Below are 20,131 nucleotides of genomic sequence, written 5' to 3' on the forward strand. Positions count from 1 at the left end.
ATTGAGAAAGATGTACGAATAGAAGAAGCTAAGTTGAAAAATAAAGATGAGGATAATAAGCAAGAAGACAATTCAAAAGTAACTGAAACAGAAAAAAAAGAAGATGACACAAAAGTGACAGGAACAGAAAACGAAGATGGCTCTACAGCAACCGTCGAGCGGTCTACAGTAAACACTCCAACTGCTACGGTAAAAGTAGAGAAGAAGACTGAATCAACTAAATCACCGTCTACATCTACTTCTACTCCTGCTCCTAAAAAGGATAGCATTACAACGAAGACAACAACTGCTACGGAGTCTATCCCATTCCAAACAGTTACACAAAATGATGCTAACTTAGAGAAGGGCAAAACAGTGGTAGTACAAAATGGTTCTAATGGAACGAAGACAATCACGTATAAAGAAACTTACACAAATGGAACGCTAACATCTAAAGATGTGGTTTCTTCAAGTGTAACAAAGCAACCTGTCAATAAGATTGTAAAAGTGGGTACAAAAGTGGTTCAAGCCGCTCCAACTAAACTTTCTGCATCTCAAGCTCATAGCATCTTGGGTGGTTCAGGAATGAGTAAAGCAGGAAACTTCTACTCTCTACGTGATGACTTTGGTGAAATCATCGGAGTTGAAGTTGGTGGTGATGGCGTAAGTAATATCCGTTACAACGGTAGAGCATATCTCTCATACAGTGGCACAAAAGAGCAATTGATTGATTTTATGGGTCCTGAAGAAGGTCCAAAGCAATATGAATTCAACCAATCAAATAGAAGGAAAATCGAAGGGGCTGTGAGAGCTGCGGCGAATGCTGTATATGGTAGTGGAACAGCAAAAGCGAACTCTCTATATAGCCAAATCATTGGTAGCGACAGCTTCGGAAAGAACTTCTAATCCTCATACAATAAAATCCTTCTCCTTCGGGAGAGGGATTCTCTTTTGTTAAAAATTGATAATATAAAAATTAGTACATCTAATAAGACCCGTTACACTCATTAAGTGGTTTCCTTATGTTCATTTATTGGTGGAGGCAATTTAGTTATAAAACGTCCGTAACTTTTACTAGTCTTTAAGTAATTCAATGAATGATATTCAGGAAGGTTTAATAAATCCTCGACTGTATAAGGATGTAGTTCATCTTTTAATTCGTTGAAATTATCCTTATCTGATCCACTTATCAACATGTAGGAAGCATTTGCACCGCTTAATTCCTTTTTGATATGTTTCAACTGGTCTAAATAGTGACAGCTAACAATAGGCTTCAATCTAAACTTAGCAAGTCTACTTAATTTTTGAGCAAGAAACGCTTCTGTGTTTTGGACTTGATACATTTCATCAATGAATAGATTAACCTTCTTTCGTTTATCCTTATCAGGAATTAAACTTGCTCTAATCTGCAACGATAGCCAAATTTTTGTTATCCAGTAAGTTGTATAGATATCCCTTTCGTTATCTGTGTTGAACATATGCTCCGGCATTTTTATACAAATTAATTGATTCTTTTCCATTTCTTCAACTAAGTCAATATTATCCTCAGTAGACTTTTGTAGCATTAACTCCATGTAAGGATTTCTTTTTAACTTGCCTAAACGGTCAATGATTCCTGCAATTAGGTGTAATTTTGTTCCCATTACTTCACCAGTTTTTGAATCAATATCATCCAATTCATTAAGGCTTTCAATATATTCCTCTAAATACTCATACTGTTCATCTTTTACCCCACTGATAAAAATTGCCCTTTTTCTAAAGTTATTTAATACGGTAAACACATCTTTAATACTACCACCTTGAATAAATACAACGTTTGCTGCACTTTCAAAATACCTCTCCATTTTTGGGGCTAGTCTCTTATCATCTGTATTTATTGCATTAATTAAGTCCATTAATTGAGTAGTTTGTTCTTTTGCATTGGTATATTGTTCAAAAGGATCATCACTCATTCGTACTTCGTTGTAACCTAAACCCTGTGCTTTATCTTTATTGTCGCATACAATATTCAATACTTGGTCTTGAGGAAATAATGAAGCAACTTCTGTACTCATTTCACAATTCTCAATGTAATCAAATAGGATTACACACTCTCCAGTTTTTACTGCATCATAAGACAAATTACCGATTAAAGTTGTTTTTCCGCTTCTGGTGGGGCCGATTAAAAAGAGCGACAAATACTGATACTCTTTATGATTAGTCAAATACGCTTCTTGTTTGTTTCCTCTGAAAGTATTGACACCAATCCTCATAGTACCCTTCCGTAAATCTTCAGGTACTTGAGTCTCTTTTGTGTCTACCTTATCAATAAAGTTGTATTTTTCTAAGATGTCACGTCCTGCAAGTGATATAAAATTCTGTACTTCCTCATCACCAGTTTTATTTATTTCTGCACCAGGTAATGAGTAATCGGTAAATTCAAATCCTTTTTTATATGGTTTTGCAACCAGTCGATTATCACCTATTATTGTATCAAAACTTTGTGAAAGGCTTTTAGCATTATTTCGTTCTCTGAATTTATCCTTAGATTCACTTAATACGACAATTTGAGTATTTACTATGGTTGAATTAGCTTTTTTAGTTGTAGATGGACTGATTTGCTTACCACCGTTCATCCGTTCAAGAGTTCTTTCAAATAATAAGAATTGAGACTTTTCTTTTTTGGATTTGTTTTCACCTCCAATTGCTTCACCTAAAGAATCAACAATGGAAGATACTAACTTGATTACCAATCTTAAAGTATAACTAATTCCCATTTTATTACGGTCTACAGGGGCATTGTCCTTTACTTTGCGAACAGTATTTTCATAGGATGCCCTCCACGAAAATTGAGAAGTGGGAATGAAATTATAAAACACTCCCACACGGTCATCTTGTTCAAGAATATCGACAACGTTTAATTGACTGTTTAATAAATCGTTATTAGTTCTGTCTGTAGCAAGACTTAATCCGTCCTCTTTTATATAAGATAATTGATACTTAGTTGAGGATTCATTAAAAGTTGGTATCTGTTCAACCTGTTCGACTGTGACATTTGACCATACATCGCCAAGTTTCTCTTTTATAATGGATAGGTAATGTTTTGGTACAATGAAATAAAACTCCACTTTTTTCTTTTCGATGTAGATGTAATAACCTACTTTACTACTGACTTCAAATGAATATTTTGTTCCTAGAAAAAACTCTTTACGAAAAACCTTAATCATATTATGCTGCTCAGTTTTAATATTTTGGATTACATTTCGATATAATGAGGAAATTGTTTTCGCTATTTTATGAGTGGATTGATTACGGATTGAATTACTTGGAGTAAGCTTGAGATAGACATATTCAGGCTTAACAATACGAACAACTTCACTTAATCTAATATTCTTCAAGTTAATACACCCCAAAAAAGAATTTTAACAATACATTAGCAACTTGAAGCATTCCAAACCACTTTGTACCATCTTTATAACCACCTATTCTAAGTAGTATTAGGACACCTCCACCTATTAAGGCAATAGCACCTATTGATTCTACAATTAGATCACGTAGTCCCTCAAGGACACCTATTACTATTTCCTTTGTATTTTCCTTTGCTGTTTCACGAACTCCCTCAGTGCTTTTTACAATTAACTTGGTTAAAATACCTTGTGAAACACCATCGCCACTTATTGATGCTAATTGTACCGCTATTGGTGCAGGATCAACATACTCACCATTTTCTTTTAAAGCAAAATGCAAGTGACTGCCTGTAGAGTTGCCTGTATTACCACTTAAACCAATAACCTCCCCTGCATTTACATGTTCCCCTACTTTTACCTTAACCTCGTTTAAATGTCCGTAAATTCCAGTCGTACCATCCTCAAAGCGAATAGAAATACCTTTTCCAAGTGAACCTTCACCAGTATAAATTTTTTCAACTACACCTTCTTTTAAACTTCTTAATGTTGTATTGTCTGGCATGGCTAAATCAATACCAGTGTGGGGCTGCCAGTTTCGGATAGGAGAAACTTCACCAAATGCTGATGTTAGTTTGAATTTCATTTGTGACACTCCTTAACTTTGCATACTTCTGAAAACTTGATCCACTTTATCCATGCCGTAAGGAAGGCCTAGAAGGAATAGATAGATTAACAGATAACTAAAGAAATGCTTTTTGGCTGAATCAAATTCACCATTAGAAACTGACTTAATAATATCGATACCGCCCTTGAACACAATCAACCATTTTCCTATTCCAATTAATTCGTAATAAAGTTTTTTTGCTTCCCTGTCTATCCCACTACTCGCAAAAGCATAATCAAAACCGCCACCGCCTACAAAGATGATTATTGTAGTTCCAACAATCTTATAAACAATCCCATACTTGTCAAAGTGTCGTTTTAACTTTGTAAGGACATCTTCCTTCTCATTTCGGACGAACTGACCAATGGACATGTATTTAGTTTTTGAAAACATAAATTTTCCTCCTCAGATTCTCGATGTACATGCAAGTTTTCTAAAAGTCTCGCATAATCTGACATAGAAGAGTGTCAGATACCTAGCCAAACTCTTTTCTTTTTTTGCCTATTTTTAGTTCGGAAGTAGATAAGAAATAGATAGGAACTATTCAACTTTAAAACTAATACTACCTTGATTACGTATGACAGGCTTAGTCTGCCTAATTTTCTCATTTTGATATGCTCTATCTACCAGGAGACGGAGAAACGCTGAAGAATTACGTTTCTTTCCGTTTGGTAGATTTTTCACGAATTTATACAATTCTGCTTGTTCTGGATCATCAACGTTCAAGACTAAAGACACCTTTTTCAATCCCATCTCAAACCCTCTTTTCTACCACTGCTTTTTTAAGGAGATTTTTCCCTTCCTTAGATAGAAAAATTTTTCCGTTTAAGTTACCTCTAAGCAACTTCTCAGCATTACCGACATTTACCTTAATCTTTTTAGTTTTCATAGAACAAACTCCCTTTCCGAATTGGTTAAGAAGTAGGTGGTAAATAGTTCTTAACCCGCTTCTTAACATCAATATATGGGCATTCGCCTAAAACTTGCCTGTCTATCACAAAATTAGTTAAATTTCTTTACAACTATTTTTTGTAAAGGAATTTAACTAATTTTGTGGAATATTTGATAGGGGGAGTTGATAAGATTGTTAATAAGTAAGATTGGAGACTGTATTAAAGAATCACCTTACAGTCGTGAATATATTCGAAAAAAAATGAAGGTATCAACAAACACTTTAAGCAATTGGTCTACAGGAAAATCAATTCCATCGGCAATACAGTTATTTAAGCTATCGAGACTACTAGGAAAAACAGTTGAGGATTTGTACGAATATATAGAAGATGAGGAGAATAGATAATGTTCCTTGACCAAAAAATAGAATTTTTTTTAATACCAAACAAGACATATATAAGAGTAGATGTATACGATTTTGGGGATTGTTTTGAAGCACATGCAAGTTCTGATTATGGAATGTGTATTGAACGTGGGGAAACTAAGAGTGAATGTGTTAAAAGAAGTATAGAAAGAATAAAAGAGTTAAATGAGGGGAGGTAATTAAAATACGTAAAGGAATATTTTTATTATTTATAATCGCTTTACTATCAGCTTGTTCTTCAAGCCAAACTAATTTAAGCCCATCAGAATTAGATAGTGGAGAATTTGATAAGTTCATTAAAGATACGAAAACAATATTATCCCATTTACAAAGTGCCTACAATGATGAAAGAGAATTATCTTTTGCTGAAAAAAGTGATTTAGATGATTACTACATTTATTATGATAGTGAGAGTGACTTTTATAAAAAGGTTAATGCTGAAATAAAACTCATCGTATCAAAAACACTTTTACTTAGACATGATATTGGTGGAGAAAGTATTGGTGTCCAAGATGAGTTTGTAGAAAATTTAAGAGCAGTTCATGATGATATTAGGAAATTAGAAAGTGAAAAGTAAAAAAAAGAACATTACTAAGTCAATCAAGACTCGGTAATGTCCTTTGTATTTGTTTTGGTAAAATAGAAAGTTTAATCAACTGATTACGCCTTCTAAATTTACTACCCTTATTTTCTCCTCATTTTGAATCAAGTCTTTCCCATATGCTTCAATTTGAGTTTTTATTTCCTCGTCTGAAATTGCAGGTTCAAATTCAAACACCTTGGTATGATTGATATTTTGTTCTGCCGATGTATAATTCACCTTTACTGCTAAAATAGTAGACTCTCCAGTTTCGCTTTTTACAGTTACAGTTTGGGAGTCAATTACCTTATAAATCAATTATCTCCACCCCACAATTAATAAATCAATTTGAGCGTAGAACGCACTTCCGACATTTACATTATAATAAGGGCTTATGCGTAACTTTATCTTTTCTAAATCTCCACCCATTACACGCCCTCCTAAAACTTCATAAGCATAGAATTCACGATGTATTGACTGCGGTATGATGACTGCTCTTTCGCTTAACGCCACCCTTACATAGTCGGTAATGTTAATTGTTTTTTCAATATACCCACCTTCACTACTGAGTCCTCCAGCCTTGTAACTACCTGAAGGCACGTATATTTCCACCCGTTGCATATATATTTTTCCATATCCTAAAATTGCTGGGTCTACTTCGTTCCCATCATACAACTCTGTTAAAGTTGAGTATGCGTCAAATAGCTTCCTGGTGGAGTTATTGCTGCGTACATAAAAATCACTGCCCTCTATCTCCATATACGTGTTTGAACCATAACTTTGTAGCCTTTGAGTATATACTCCGCTACCAGTAATAGCTGTTTTATAAGTTTTTCCACCGTCAGAAGATATTCCCACTCCACCGGATGTGAATTTAACTCTTTCCAACGTATTTGACGGATTAATCGCCACAAATCCTTCAGGTGTCCATTCAAAACTAGATGATTGGTTGATAATGTCAGCTTTGTTCCATGTTTCAACATAAGGGTCAACTTTATTATCAGTGTATTGTTGAATATCTTCAGGTGCTGGTGTCCATTCTGTTGCTTTATTTCCTTTTTCAAGTTGTACGCCTGTGAAGTACGCAATAGTATTTGAAGCTGAATTTGTTTGACCTAAATAAATGTTAGTAAAATTATCTCGAGCGATAAATTGGTGTTCAACTCTATGCCACTTACCTATGACTTGACTTGTAGTTTGGCTATAAGAAACCGAACCATTGCCTTCTTGTAATTCAATTCCACCACTCTCAATTTTCACCCATGCGGAAAGTATATAAGGCTCTCCCTGAATAGTTGGAAGGGAATCCTGAGCATATCCCCACTCATTACTTGTATTCGCAACTATTTTAAATCCTTTTAAAAATCCAGGTAAATCTGTTATATCAATTAGTTCTCTCGTACCCCTGTTGGATTGCCAGTTTCTCCAATGTGTTAAAGCGTTAGAAAAGTCTCCGTTTCTCACAAGGTTTCTTCCACCGACTTCAATTTTAGTAGGATCATACCCATCTTCGTAAACCGTATCGGGGCCAACTTCAATTCTATTCGCTTTAAGACGACCGCTAATATGGGCATCAGTAATTTCAACATTTGCGATTTTTGCGAAGTCAATCTTTGCTAGTGGGGATATTAATTCATCCGTGATAATCGCCTTTTTAATTTGAGCAAAATCAATAATACCTTCACCCAGATGGAAGTTCTCAATTACTCCATTTGCTATGGCAGCCGTTCCAATTGCAGCTTCTCTAACTAACAACTGCCCATTGACCATTTCCATGTCTCCAGTAATAGAACCATCTGCCAACAGTTGAGCAGTCTTGCTTAAATCTCTTAGTTTAGCAGCCATTTCCTCACCGAACACCATGTCATCGGTCAATATTCTTTGAGTGTTGGCTTGAACTTCCACAGTGAAGGGACTTGGTGTTCCATGGTGATTTATAGTTCTTGCTCTAAAGTACCATTGTTGGTCTGTATCAGCATTAAAAACATAACCACCTGTCTTACCTCGATAAGTTAAATTAGATTTATCAGGTACAAATCCCTTTATTTGAGAAGCATACAATTCATAAGCAGCTATATAAGACGATAAGGCATAATCCCACTTTAAAGCGATTGCTTTAAAATAACCCTCAGCTGTAAAGTTTGTTGGTGTTGGTGGTACAATATCAGGATAATCGCTATCGTCTATTGGCTCTGCACCTTTATCCCATACTCCACCTTTGTCATTTAACTTTGATTCAATCTCATCTAAACGATCATCATCTGTAAAAAGTGAAATAAAATCACCTAAAACAACTTCATTCCGCTCAGGCTCGTTTATGTATTTTTTAATTTCTATTATTCTAGCTTCAATGAATAATTCAGGAGTGAACTCCTTATCTGAGATGAAAACAGTGTCACCTAATCTTACTTTCTCATGATCTAGTCCTATAATACTTGCTAAGTCAATAACTTTTAAGGTGTATTCAACAATTGGATACTTCTTTTTTTGTAGATTATTCCATGTTACCTCAAGAAGTGTTTCAGGGTCATCAATCTCAGGATAATCAATAAATGCGTATACGTGTTGTCTTTCTCCATCTTTTAATTTCCCTATACGTTGACGTACTTCCTCGTCTCCTACCCACTTTTGACCTAGCGGTTTATCGACTGGATCACCGTTTGCTTTAATCCAAGAAACATCTTCAAAATTAGTCTTACGAGTAAAACCACCTTCATCTGTAGGTAGAGATTTACCACGACCATATATAGCGGAAACAGGATTTGATAACACTCTTTTTGTTACAGACTTAATATCCTTACCAATTTCAAAACTCTTACCTGTGTCCGAGCCACGTCTCATAAGAATATCAATGTACCGTCCAGAAATTTTACCATCTGTAACTACAATTCGGTCTTTAATCTCACCGCCCCAAATTGTAAGTATCTTTTTAATGGCGGATACTACATTCTCAAAATAAAAGTTGGTACTAAATAAACCTAGTTCACCTACTTTACCAGCACTCCACCTTGTATTCTCTAAAATAGTTGTAAGTACTTCAAGGGCTGTTTTATTTTGAGGTCTTAAATCCTCTAATGGAGAACCACTTAATTCTGCTATCCAAGCCGCTTGACAATAAACTATTTTATATAAATCATCATTATGAATTTCATCCAATTCTTTAATTACAAACAGTCTCATTTCCCCATCATCATCTATAAATGCAACCATATTTTCCTCAATGATAAATTGACTATCGGGATGATTTGCAGGTACTTCAAATTCAAAATGATTTACATTGTTTATTTGTTCAGTATGTTTAGCGTCATAATAGGAAAGATTGCCTTTTGAGAGAAAGTTAGTCTCCCATGCGTAATAATATTCTCCAAGCAATGAAACAAGCCATTCTGTATCTACGGTAGATTGATCATCTGGTTTCAATACAGTCAATAATTCCTCGTCTTTATTAAAAATAAATAATTCTTTCAATTTCACACCACCATTTTTTACAAATAAAAAAAAGAAACCTATATATATCTAGGTCTCCAAAAGACTATTGTTTCTACTGCTTCTGCTGGTTCAACCCTTATTAATTGATTACCGATATCAAAACTGAATTGGTTACTATTGAACCAATCATAGATTTGCATTGTAATTTTTCCATTTAACAAGATTTTCCCATTAGAAAAGTCAAATTCTAGGACATCGCCTGCACTGAAATTTCTAATTAATCTTACGTATTTTCCAGTATTTTCATGGATAATTTTAAGTTCATCTGAGGGATTGAGGAAGAATACTCTAAATCGAGGTTGAGTTTTGTAAGTACCTTTTATATCAAGAGCAATTGGATCACCAGGATAATCTGGATCATGTTGGAACTTATACGAATTTTCAATTCCGTACCCAAAGGGATCAGGACAAACAAATACTATCGTCCCTTCTCCAAATACAAATAATTCATCTAAATCAACTGAGTTATCTAATACAGCAAAATAAGTAACATCACGCCTATTGGAGAAACTTAATTCACATTCCCTTTCTGTAAATAACCATTTTTTAATGTTATCTTTCAGTTCTTCGTAGTTATTAACACCATTTGAAATTAGTGTAATATTAATCTCAAAAACTTTTACACCTAAATTAGTGTTTCCTAAATACGCACCGGCTTTGCCAGGAATATTAATATAATTTCTTTTTATGTTGGGAAGTAGTGATTGTTTTACCTTATTAACAATTAAATATTGACCACTATCAATACCGTTAAAATTAAAAGTTCTCAAATTATACCCCCTCCTTGCCTTCCTTGAGTTGTCCGTTTTCTACTTTTGTATCTATCTTGATAATAAGTAACATCTTCATAGGTTGCTTTTGCAACTTCTTTACCATCAATTGAAACGGATATTGGTCTATCACTTAATGCAATTAATTGTGAGATTAATGTATCCATAGAATCATAATTTGGAGTACCAGATTGGTTTGGTCTCGATATTCCGGCATCAATTAACCTCATTAAATTTGCTTGTTGCGCTTGAGTTAATACCATTTCATCTTTTAACAAACGCACATCTACTTCGTTATGCATTGGTGTATTCATTTGCATCACTTGTGAAGCAAGACCGCCAGTATGTAATTTAGGCATTTGATTTAATGGATTTTCTCCAACAATTCCACCAGTATGATACGTCAAATAAGAACCTGATTTAGTTCGCTGAGTAACATAGACTGTTTTATTTATATTCTTTCCTAATTCACTGTTAAGAACGGATGCATCACTAATGATTTTCTTAACCCTGTCACGAACAGTTTCTAATGAACCAATTTGTTCATCAATCGCTCGAATCCCATCTTGATATTCGGTAGTATTCTTGAAGGCTTCATCAGTATTTGCAATCATGCTGTCTTTCTTGTGCTTTAATTTAAGAATCTCATTTTCAACTGTCTTTAGACCTTCACCCTTTTTAGTATTTAATCCAGCTTGAGCAAGTTCTAAGTCAATCATTTTATCTTTAACTTCGTCTAATTGTTTCAATTCTTCTTGAGTTAATCCAAGTTCGTCTTTTTTCTTCTTTAACTTATCAAGAATTTCTATATTTTGATCCTTTAGGATTTTAATTTCCATATTTGCACGGTCAATTTCTTGCTCGTATAAAGTGATGTATTCTTCTTTACCTTGCTTTTTGGCTTCATTAATTTTTCGAGTCTGGTCAAAGATAATCTTTTCGTATTCAGTGATTTCCTCATCGATTTTTTGACGGTCTGATTCTAATTTATTAATATCTTCCTTCAACGACTTTTCTTCTCTTAATAAGTCAGCCATTTTGGACTCTGCTTTTGCTTGTTGAATCTCTAACTCTAACCGAATGGCTTCAAGTTGTTCCTTGTTGAACTCCTTCACTTTATCAGTGGATTCAAGATAAGCATTACCTTGTTCCGATATTTTGATATTTGCGTCAGGAACAACTTCGATAATTTTTCCATTAAGGTCTACCATTCGTTGAAGTTCATCGGCAGATAGTCCTGATTTCTCAGCTAATTTTTCATGCTCTTGTCTTAACGCTTCTAAAATCTGTGGATCAGTTGTACGGTTCATTTCATCACTAATATCTAAGAATCTTGCAAACTCATCATTAGTTAGTTGTGAGCGAAGTTTAAGGTTATCGAATTCTTCAGTCATTGAAGATAATTCTTCTTGTTGTTTCATCATGGCTTCAGCATTTTCAAGGCTTACTTTATTAAAATCGTCATATTGAGATTTAGCACCTACAACAACACCTGCTAATAATGAAAGTCCTGTAATAACTAATCCAACTGGACTCAATGAAAGACCCTTCAAAGCAGTTACAACTTTCATAAGTGAAGTAGCTGCTAGTGCCACTCCGACAGATGCTCCTGCCATTTTTATACCTGTATCGTATACTTCAGGATTAAGTTTTCCTAGACTTTCAAATATTTCTGTTCCAGTCTCGACAATTTCTCTAAATTTAGGTAAGAACTCATTTCCTACTTTGATTCCAAGTGTTTCTAATGCTCCTTGAAACTCTTCAAAAGAACCCTTAAGATTATCCTTCATAATATCAGCAGTCTCTTTTGATGAACCTGCTGAATTTTCTAGTGCTTTAGTAAAGTCATTAAACTTTTCCGGGCCTGCCCCAATTACGGAAAGCATACCACTAGCCGCTTCAGTTCCAAATATGGTACTTAACTCTGCTACTTTTTGAGCATCTGTCATATCATTTAGACCATCAACAAATTGAGGTAGTATTTCGGATAAATCTAAAAAGTTCCCTTTTGCATCAACAGTGCTTACACCTAAGTCTTTTAATGCTTCTTTCCCTTCTTTTGTTGGGTCTGCAAGTCGTTGTAATGCCATACGTAATGTAGTCCCTGCTTGACTACCTTCCATTCCGGCATCGACCATAATTCCAGTAGCACTCGCAAGTTCTTCCATGCTTATTCCTAGTGTCTGAGCGATTGGTGCTGCATACTTAAACGCATAACCTAAATCATCCATACTCGCTGCTGAAACGTTAGCAGTCATTGCAAGAACGTCTGCTACACGATTAGCCTCACTAGCTTCTAAGTGGAATCCGTTAAGTGCTGCTGCAACTATACTTGCTGTCTGTGCTAAGTTTGCTCCCGCTGCTTCTGAAGCTGAAATTACACCAGGCATAGCCGCCAACATTTCATTAACATTGAATCCCATTGCCGCTAGGTCTTCAAAGCCTAATGCAACCTCAGAAGCACTCTTACTTGTGGAAGCACCTAAATCAAGTGCCGCTTGTTCTAAGAGTTTAAATTCAGCATCAGTTGCTCCTGAAATAGCTTTAACTCGACTCATTTGTTGTTCAAAGTCTGCTGCGATTTTTGTTGCAATTCCCACTCCGACAGCAACAGCAGTACCAATCGCTAGTGATGCTCGTTGAATTCCATCAATTGCCTTTTCAGTATTCTTTGCAGAGTTTTTCGTTTTATCAAGTTCTTCTCTTGCTTCGTTCATTCCTTTGTTGAAACTACCTTTGTCTAAGACTAATCTAGCCCTAATTTCTCCAACTTTTGCCATTTCCTCACCATCCAATTCATAAAAAAATAGGACGTTTAGAAACTAACGTCCTACATCTGGTTAATTTTATTGGTAAACGCTCTAAGTTCTTCGAACTTGTCACGATTGAATTCATCGTCATTGTTAAAATCTGAATATTGCTGTATAAATTTTGAATAACCTTCTTTGTCTAATGATCTGTCATTCGAAGCTATCATTAAATTCAGTTGCTCTAATTTTTCTATATTTTTTCTTTCTCTTTTTCGCTTAAGATAAATCGGAATATCAATCATGTAATAATTATTTTCAATCTCAAACTGACTAACATTTAATTCAAGGGATGCATCAATTAAAAAATCATCTAATGTATACGGTTTGTCCTCTACTCGTTTGGAGTTTCTTGTGGTTTGATTTGTTTTAGTAGAGGACTTAACATGTTTTTTATTGTTTCATCCAAATTATTCTTTTTAACTGTTTTGAATAAATAATCTACCATTTCATCAATACCAACATTCTTTTTTATGTACTCTTCGTCAATTCCACTAAGGATGGAAGTAACTTTTACAATCTCATCCATTACAAAATCACCAGCTACTAAAATCCATTCAAAAACATTCTTCTTCTCTTCACCAGAATAGAATTTAAGCATGGCATCAAATAAAATCCCAGGTAACATTTCAACCGAATTCATTACCTCTTTGTAAACATAAGGAGTTACTTTTTTAATTTTCACTTTCTTATTTCCAAGTTGGTGTACACCTTGTTTATCAAGAAATAGTTTTTTGATATTCATTTTTTAACCTCCAATTTAATTAAAATAAGGCTGAGTTCTCACTCAACCTTAGTGTTTTTGCTATTATCTACTCAGAGGGACTATCAGGATATGGTTACTAAAGAATCACCCATGAAGTACAAGAGTCCTTTTTCATCTGGATACGCAACGAAGGTAACATTTGCGATACGCTCATTGTCTGAGTTGTAAGTGTATTCAATATCTGCCATCGGTGCTGCAAGTGGGATAGTAACCCAATCGTTTTCGCTAGTACCCTTTGCAGTTGGTTTAATAACTAATTTCTTTGCAGTAGATGTCAAATCATCTCCGGCATTAGCGTAAACCTCTAATTTATGCAAAGGTTTTTCAGGGTCAACCACATCTTCACCAAACTTTGAATTAGGTGTGACCACAGATAATTTCTTGAGATCATATTCAGCCATTGGAACAGTAACTTGAGCAGTACGACCTTTGAAAATTGACTTTACTGGTGTATCACCGTATTGGTCAATTGTAATATCTTGCTTTGTACTTGAAACACTGAAGACAACTCCGCCTTTTGTAACATCAAAAATTGTTGGAGTTGAATCACCGAACTCTACTTTTGCAGGCCCGATTGGTACGTTAATCGTCTTTAAAGCCATATTTAAACATCTCCTTATAAGGTTATAAAATAAAAAAATAGTCCACTAAATTAGCGAACTATCATACTAAAATTCAAACTATAGATTGGTCTGTCATTCTCATCTGTGCCTAAAAATAAAGGAACGGAATTCATACAACGAATGGCAACAACTGAATACTCTCCAATCATTACCTCTTCTAAATTAGTTAGGGACTCATACAATTGATTAGCAATGTTCTCCGATTCACTCCAGCCTTCAGGTGTATTAGCACCCCTAACAAGAATTTGAAAGGAAGGTTGTTTAATTCCGGTATCTCTCGTAGGAAATCCACCAGTTAACTTTACGGAAGCACAATCATCAACGGATTCTTTAGGAATGCGATTCTTAAAATAGGTATAAGGAACTTGGGATTCAATAAAATCAATCAAACTATCTAACTTCATTTATTAATCCCCCCTACTACACCTTCTGCAAGCCATTTGAGATACTTCTCACTTTCCCCTTCAAGTGGACGTTGTAAATACTTGTTCCCTGTTTGGTATCCATCTGTTCCAGGTGAAGCTTGAGATTGTTCCCCTAACTCATAATCCATTTCATGAGTCCATAAAGCATAGTTAAACCGTCCCTTTCCATCTTGTTCAGTTGCAGAGAATGATACTTCACCAATGATTTTATCTCCCTCTTGAAAAACTTCCTTGTTGACTGAACGTCTCAAAGTTGTTTTATCAATAGGAGCAATATCAACAGAAATACGTGCTAAGTCATCTACAGAATCATGCATACGTTCAATGGATTCTTTTGTAATGTCACTCACTTTATCATTAAGTAGTCGTAAGAAATCAGAATCATCAAATTCAAAACTCATATAAACACCTCCGTCAAAATTGGCTTTCCACCAATATCACGTTTTACGTTAATCTTCTTGGGAGGCTGTTTAATCGTTTGATTCAATTCATTGGTGTATTCAATATCATCGAAGTAACTAATATCCGCTAATTTGTCATAAAGAATCTTAGCAGTAGCAACTACGGTTTCTTTTGAAGTAACTCCAAGCGAATTATTCTCGACAAGGAATGAACCCTCATCAACACGACAATTTAACCGAATAGTTTTATCAAGTTTGGGAAATCCATTTCTATCTAGAACAGGCTTTCCATTTTCCATTTTCACTTTATGTACAGCTGTCACTTGATTCATAGGAACAATAGCCATTAGATTGTTCTCCCGAATTTACGTTTTAGACTTACACCATTAACTTCTTCAATTAATCGTTTTGACTCGGCAGGAATAAATCTTTCTAATGACTGACCAACTGAACTTTGATTAAATGTATAGGAAGCAACTCCAGTAACGGAATATCCCGCTACACCGTAGTGTTGACCTTTATTAGCATCACTAAATAGAGCAGATAACACACCTGTAAAAGCATAAACTGCATCTTCAGGAATAATGAAGTCAGGATATTTTCTTTTTAGAGTTGTATAAGCTACATTCATAGTTCGCATTTGCTTCTCATAAGAAGAACTTTCCCATTCTTCATACTCTAAAGAATATAAACTGAGATAGGAATCACACATCATAACATCTGGTTCAAAATTTGGCTCTGCCATAATGTTAACACCTACTCTTTATCCGATTTACTTTTATTCTTCTTATCTTTCTTTGATTGATCTTTTTTTACTTCTTCAACTTTCTCAAGTTGTTCTTTTGCTTTTCTATGTCGCCTGAATAACATACCCATAGAAAACACCTCCTAAATAAATAGAGGACTAACTTAATAGCCCTCTACCTTTAAATAATCATTAAATTAAACAGTAGCAGTCATTTTAACTACACCAGACTCATTGTACAGGTTAGTAGTGTAGTATTGGTTACCCGCTAGTACAACAGTACGTGCAAGAATGTCAGCGTCTTTATTTACATTAACTCCACGCTTGTAAACAATTTCAACTGCATCTTGCTTTTGAAGGTAAGAAGTACCTTCTGGTAAACGTTTTGTTCTCACAATGTCTTTAACCCCAACAAGTTCAGAAACCTGTCCTTTAGATAATGCTTTATCTTGTGCATCTCCACCAACACTGAATAAAGACTTGACTAATTTAGTGTAATCCTTGTTATTAATGAATAGGATGTAATCCTCTTCGTCCTCGTCTCCAAATACGTCAACTGCATCAATAATGTTTGCAGCTGAAGTTGCAGCACCAGCGAAAGATAATTGTGCTGAAGCTAGAGTAGCTAAATAATCAATTTCCATCTTGTCAGCAAGTGACATAGTGATTTGCTTCTCAGCTTCATCTAGAGTACCACTTAAATTAGTTAAAACAGCCTTCTCAGTAACCTCAACGGATTTACCAGCTTCTTTAATAGTTACTTGAGTAGTAGTCATGCTTAACTTAGCAGGATCCATTGGAACGCCTTCAACTAAATCATCTGCTGCTCCAATGTATGCATAACGAGGACGAGTGATTGTATCACCTGGCTGTCCTTCTAGAGTGTCATCGATTTTCGCAAAAGGTGCGAATCGAATTTTCTGTGGTAAATTTGCTGAAACCTCATCTGCTAGTACCTCTGGATTAATTAAATCTAATGCTTTTGTTTGTGCCATAATATAAAAACTCCTTTATAATTTTATAGTTTGTTTTGCTTTCTTTTTGGCAAGGTCTAAGCGAAAAGACCAAATAAAAAAGGATACCTATTGGTTATCCTCTTAACTTTGCGTATAAAGTTGGATTCTCATTGGCTAGTTTTGTTTTCTCTGAGATAGACATTTGTTTAAATTGTTCTTTAGTGATTTCATTCTTAGTTGCATCGCCATTTGTCATATCACCGATGGCTTTTTGTTCTTTTTTACCGAATAGGCCTTTTGCAATGGCATTATTAATCCATTTGAGTTTATCTAGTTCGCTACCTTCTGGAATCAAATCATGAAATTCTTTAGGAACAGAGTTTAACTTTGTTTCAAAGTCTTGTTTAAAGATTTCTTGATATTGGTTCAATTGCTCTACAAGTGGATCATGTTTTGATTTCAAGTCTGTATAAAGAGACTCGAATTCACCTTGTTTCTTTTTGGCTTCTTCATCTGCTTGTTGCTGTTGCTTCAGAAGTTCCTCATATTTAGTTTTTAACTCGTTTCTTTCAGTATTTACCTTTTGGAAACGGTCATATGGAATCGTATTTTCGTTTTTTTGCGAGTTCGTACTCGATTGATCCCCATTAGTATTTTGATCTGTATTATTTACATCTTGGTTTTGATTTTGGTCTAACATTGATAAAATCCTCCTTAATTACGTTCGTAACGTGAACGATTCGAATTAGATATATTTAACGACCTTCTCAGGTCAAGTTTTTAATCTTCTAAAACTGGATTACGTTTACCAGTAGATAAAGCCTTAGAGCCTATTTCAGACTGTTTATTCGCTTTATCTAGCACACTACTAGGTAATGAATCTATTGTTCTTATAACGCTGTATGTATGCTTACAACGATGGTGAAATATCTGTCCACTCGCTTTTAGTTCGTCATATGTCGGATAGTCTCCAGGTGCTTCAGAAGTCAATTTGATAATTCTTCCCTCATGAAAACGACAAGCATCTTTTGCACCATGAGAAGAAATGACAGCATAAAAAGCCCCTCTTGAAATAGCTTCATTTGTATGGGCTTCATTGTAAATGTCCATCATCTTAGTTCTAACCAACATATCGACATAATCAGAAGGCTTTACCCTTCGACCATCTGCATAAATAATTGAACCTTCTAATGCATCTTTGAGAAGTTTTTCTAATGCTTGAATGGTATCTCGTTTAATCGTCTTGTATCCGTTGATACCAGCCGCCATATTTTCACGCATGGACTCACCAAATGCTTTACGAACCGCTAATCTTACATTGGTTTCGATCTTGTCTGTAACCGCTAATAAATCACTTTGAGTATCTGCAATCGCAACTTTAATCAATTCTTTATTCAATCGATTAAACTTAATTATTTGTTGGGCTTCCTCAATGGTATCAACTACATTAAGATTAATTAGAGTACGAATAGTACCATCACGAACAATAACAGGTATTACTTCCTCAACCCACTTCACAGACTCCTCATCAATTTCAGATAAGACTTCACTCAAATAGGCCAACATTGCAATAGTATTTGCTCTTGATAAGTCACTCACATCATATCTAGACATTTCTAGGATTAATGATTGAATGCCTTTTTTATAAGCATTTACAAGTTTATTAACTTTATAGTCGTACTCAGGAACAGGAACATTCAGACTCATTATTCATCAAAGCCTTTTCTTTTCTCATTCTGATTAACTATCGGGTCTTCTTGTTTATGTACACGTCCTCTATTTGTAGAAGATGGGATTAAACCGTCTGCTTCATCTTCAGCACGAATACGTTTAATTTCCTCTTCTGCTTGTTCCTCAGTCATGTCGTATTGCTCCATTAATGCAGTCTTTTGGGATAGTGTAGACTTACCATTTGTTCTCATATTAATGATCTGTGCCTTTTCTCTGTCATCGTCTGGAAGTCCGTCTTTGAAGGAAATATGAGGAGTAAATACTTCATAGTCAACATTGTCGTTATTTGCATGTTCTAAGAGTTGAGCAACATGTAGGATTTTCTTAATACCTTCGTCAAAATATTGACGTTTACGATTGATTTTCGCTAAGAGTGGTGACATTCTCCATTTAATAGATAGTCCTGAACCTCCACTTGTACCGGAATCCTGTAAGCCTAATGCAACACCAGGCATTTCAGTAACTAGCAAGATTTGATTCAAGATAAAATCTAATTCACGGAAAGCCGCATCAAGTGAAGCATTCCAAACAATGTACTCAGGCTTAACATCGTCTTTACCTTGAATACCAACTGCTTTCATTTCACTTGCATTCAAATAACGATTACCATTCGCATCTTCTTCTAACATATCTTCAGGAACTGCAAGAATAGGGTCAGAATGTTTATCTAAAATCATTGCAATCTTATTTAATCGGTTATTCAATTCTGCAAATAGTGAATGATGTTCGGTTAAATCATCAATCCCAAATAACATATCGTCAGTCTTGAGGTTTGGAATATGCACAATTAAATGCTCATTGATTTCTGTCTCTACATCTTCTCTGTCTGAGTATAATTCTTTAACAATTTTCCAAGATTCCACTCGATTCTCATAGGAACTGAATGTTAATGGAGACATTTGATATTTTGAATACTTAATGACTCCCACATAATGAGATTCAACATCTAATATCCATTCCTGATCACCTGTACCTTCAACAACTTTAGGAATTGCAATATGATAAGCAAGTACAGTATTTGAACCAGGAATTGTTTCTATAAAGACATATTCAGCTTTTTGTGGCTCAATAAATACTCGATAGTGGTCTAGTGTAGAATCAACAAGTCCACCGTACTTTTGTCCATATCGAATCTTATAGAATGTATCTCCACGATAAGAATTAGACATTGCAGATTCATAAAACTTTGTATAAAGTCCATTCTCATTCACTAAACCTTCAAGTCGTTTTTGTTCATTTGAATTATTCTTTTTACCACTTGTAAAAGTAGGCTTTTCACCAAATAAAAAGTCAGCAGATTTCCGACAAATTAACCCTGCAATATTTGAACTAATGTATAGTTTATTTAATTGTTCAGGTGTTAATAAATCTTGCTTTGATTGAAAAATACTATCATGATGACCTAAGAATATTTCACGGTTGACATGATACCGTTCAATTCTTGCTTCATCACTTGTTGGTGGAAAAAATTCACCTTTTTTAAATAATGTCAAA

Annotated in this window: 22 protein-coding genes; 3 read left to right on the forward strand and 19 right to left on the reverse strand. The window is 34.9% G+C overall.

All coding sequences use genetic code 11. The features are described 5' to 3' along the window. Positions 1-885: G5 domain-containing protein (locus V7138_RS14860; RefSeq protein ID WP_335398683.1), on the forward strand; the 885-nt coding region annotated here is incomplete at its 5' end. 101 nt (positions 886-986) lie between these two features. Here the strand turns inward: V7138_RS14860 and V7138_RS14865 are convergent. The 5 genes from V7138_RS14865 to V7138_RS14885 form a co-directional block, all read right to left on the reverse strand. Then, positions 987-3,356: a hypothetical protein gene (locus V7138_RS14865; protein ID WP_335398685.1), complete on the reverse strand. Its 2,370-nt coding sequence runs from the start codon at positions 3,354-3,356 to the stop codon at positions 987-989. A 1-nt stretch (position 3,357) separates the two neighbouring features. Further along, positions 3,358-4,008: a M23 family metallopeptidase gene (locus V7138_RS14870; RefSeq protein WP_335398687.1), complete on the reverse strand. Its 651-nt coding sequence runs from the start codon at positions 4,006-4,008 to the stop codon at positions 3,358-3,360. 12 nt (positions 4,009-4,020) lie between these two features. After that, entirely contained in the window at positions 4,021-4,422 is a 402-nt protein-coding gene (locus V7138_RS14875) for a hypothetical protein (protein ID WP_335398689.1), read from the reverse strand. Positions 4,423-4,569: 147 nt separating this feature from the next. Beyond that, positions 4,570-4,782, reverse strand: a complete 213-nt coding sequence (locus V7138_RS14880) for a hypothetical protein (protein WP_335398691.1) — start codon at positions 4,780-4,782, stop codon at positions 4,570-4,572. A 1-nt stretch (position 4,783) separates the two neighbouring features. Next, positions 4,784-4,918 (reverse strand): hypothetical protein, encoded by a 135-nt coding sequence (locus V7138_RS14885; protein ID WP_335398693.1) that lies wholly within the window; start codon positions 4,916-4,918, stop codon positions 4,784-4,786. A 195-nt stretch (positions 4,919-5,113) separates the two neighbouring features. On the opposite strand from V7138_RS14885, the gene V7138_RS14890 reads away from it, so the two are divergent. Together V7138_RS14890 and V7138_RS14895 are read left to right on the forward strand one after the other, a co-directional pair. Next, positions 5,114-5,326, forward strand: a complete 213-nt coding sequence (locus V7138_RS14890) for a helix-turn-helix transcriptional regulator (RefSeq protein ID WP_335398695.1) — start codon at positions 5,114-5,116, stop codon at positions 5,324-5,326. Beyond that, the gene (locus V7138_RS14895; RefSeq protein ID WP_335398697.1) at positions 5,326-5,523 is read left to right on the forward strand and encodes a hypothetical protein; all 198 of its coding nucleotides are present in this window, start codon (positions 5,326-5,328) and stop codon (positions 5,521-5,523) included. Before V7138_RS14890 ends, V7138_RS14895 begins: the two co-directional genes overlap by 1 nt. A 473-nt stretch (positions 5,524-5,996) precedes the next feature. On the opposite strand, the gene V7138_RS14900 is transcribed toward V7138_RS14895, so the two are convergent. From V7138_RS14900 to V7138_RS14965, 14 genes are all read right to left on the reverse strand, one after another. Beyond that, on the reverse strand, positions 5,997-6,242 hold the full coding sequence (locus V7138_RS14900; RefSeq protein WP_335398699.1) for a hypothetical protein: 246 nt from the start codon (positions 6,240-6,242) through the stop codon (positions 5,997-5,999). Continuing rightward, a complete protein-coding gene (locus tag V7138_RS14905) occupies positions 6,243-9,392 on the reverse strand; it encodes a phage tail spike protein (protein ID WP_335398701.1) in 3,150 nt (1,049 codons plus the stop codon). It abuts the gene before it with no gap. A gap of 38 nt (positions 9,393-9,430) precedes the next feature. Next, on the reverse strand, positions 9,431-10,183 hold the full coding sequence (locus V7138_RS14910; protein ID WP_335398703.1) for a distal tail protein Dit: 753 nt from the start codon (positions 10,181-10,183) through the stop codon (positions 9,431-9,433). Continuing rightward, positions 10,180-12,963, reverse strand: a complete 2,784-nt coding sequence (locus tag V7138_RS14915) for a phage tail tape measure protein (RefSeq protein ID WP_335398705.1) — start codon at positions 12,961-12,963, stop codon at positions 10,180-10,182. The genes V7138_RS14910 and V7138_RS14915 overlap by 4 nt, the downstream gene beginning before the upstream one ends. Positions 12,964-13,324: 361 nt before the next feature. Next, positions 13,325-13,735 (reverse strand): hypothetical protein, encoded by a 411-nt coding sequence (locus V7138_RS14920; protein ID WP_335398707.1) that lies wholly within the window; start codon positions 13,733-13,735, stop codon positions 13,325-13,327. Positions 13,736-13,818: 83 nt separating this feature from the next. Further along, positions 13,819-14,358 carry a hypothetical protein gene (locus tag V7138_RS14925; RefSeq protein WP_335398709.1) on the reverse strand — a complete coding sequence of 180 codons (540 nt, stop codon included), beginning with the start codon at positions 14,356-14,358 and terminating at the stop codon, positions 13,819-13,821. 50 nt (positions 14,359-14,408) lie between these two features. Continuing rightward, the gene (locus V7138_RS14930; protein WP_335398711.1) at positions 14,409-14,783 is read right to left on the reverse strand and encodes a minor capsid protein; all 375 of its coding nucleotides are present in this window, start codon (positions 14,781-14,783) and stop codon (positions 14,409-14,411) included. Then, the gene (locus V7138_RS14935) at positions 14,780-15,205 is read right to left on the reverse strand and encodes a hypothetical protein (RefSeq protein ID WP_335398713.1); all 426 of its coding nucleotides are present in this window, start codon (positions 15,203-15,205) and stop codon (positions 14,780-14,782) included. Before V7138_RS14935 ends, V7138_RS14930 begins: the two co-directional genes overlap by 4 nt. Then, a complete protein-coding gene (locus V7138_RS14940) occupies positions 15,202-15,552 on the reverse strand; it encodes a hypothetical protein (RefSeq protein ID WP_335398715.1) in 351 nt (116 codons plus the stop codon). Before V7138_RS14940 ends, V7138_RS14935 begins: the two co-directional genes overlap by 4 nt. Then, positions 15,552-15,950 carry a hypothetical protein gene (locus V7138_RS14945; protein ID WP_335398717.1) on the reverse strand — a complete coding sequence of 133 codons (399 nt, stop codon included), beginning with the start codon at positions 15,948-15,950 and terminating at the stop codon, positions 15,552-15,554. The genes V7138_RS14940 and V7138_RS14945 overlap by 1 nt, the downstream gene beginning before the upstream one ends. A 197-nt stretch (positions 15,951-16,147) precedes the next feature. Beyond that, the gene (locus V7138_RS14950) at positions 16,148-16,945 is read right to left on the reverse strand and encodes a N4-gp56 family major capsid protein (RefSeq protein ID WP_335398719.1); all 798 of its coding nucleotides are present in this window, start codon (positions 16,943-16,945) and stop codon (positions 16,148-16,150) included. 94 nt (positions 16,946-17,039) lie between these two features. Next, entirely contained in the window at positions 17,040-17,606 is a 567-nt protein-coding gene (locus V7138_RS14955; RefSeq protein ID WP_335398721.1) for a hypothetical protein, read from the reverse strand. A gap of 80 nt (positions 17,607-17,686) precedes the next feature. Beyond that, on the reverse strand, positions 17,687-18,613 hold the full coding sequence (locus V7138_RS14960) for a phage minor capsid protein (RefSeq protein WP_335398723.1): 927 nt from the start codon (positions 18,611-18,613) through the stop codon (positions 17,687-17,689). Next, positions 18,613-20,130, reverse strand: coding sequence for a phage portal protein (locus V7138_RS14965; RefSeq protein ID WP_335398725.1), 1,518 nt, complete (start codon positions 20,128-20,130; stop codon positions 18,613-18,615). Before V7138_RS14965 ends, V7138_RS14960 begins: the two co-directional genes overlap by 1 nt. Position 20,131 lies beyond the last annotated feature (1 nt).

The sequence above is a fragment of the Bacillus sp. JJ1533 genome, assembly GCF_036965045.1.
Lineage (GTDB): Bacteria > Bacillota > Bacilli > Bacillales > Bacillaceae_L > Ferdinandcohnia.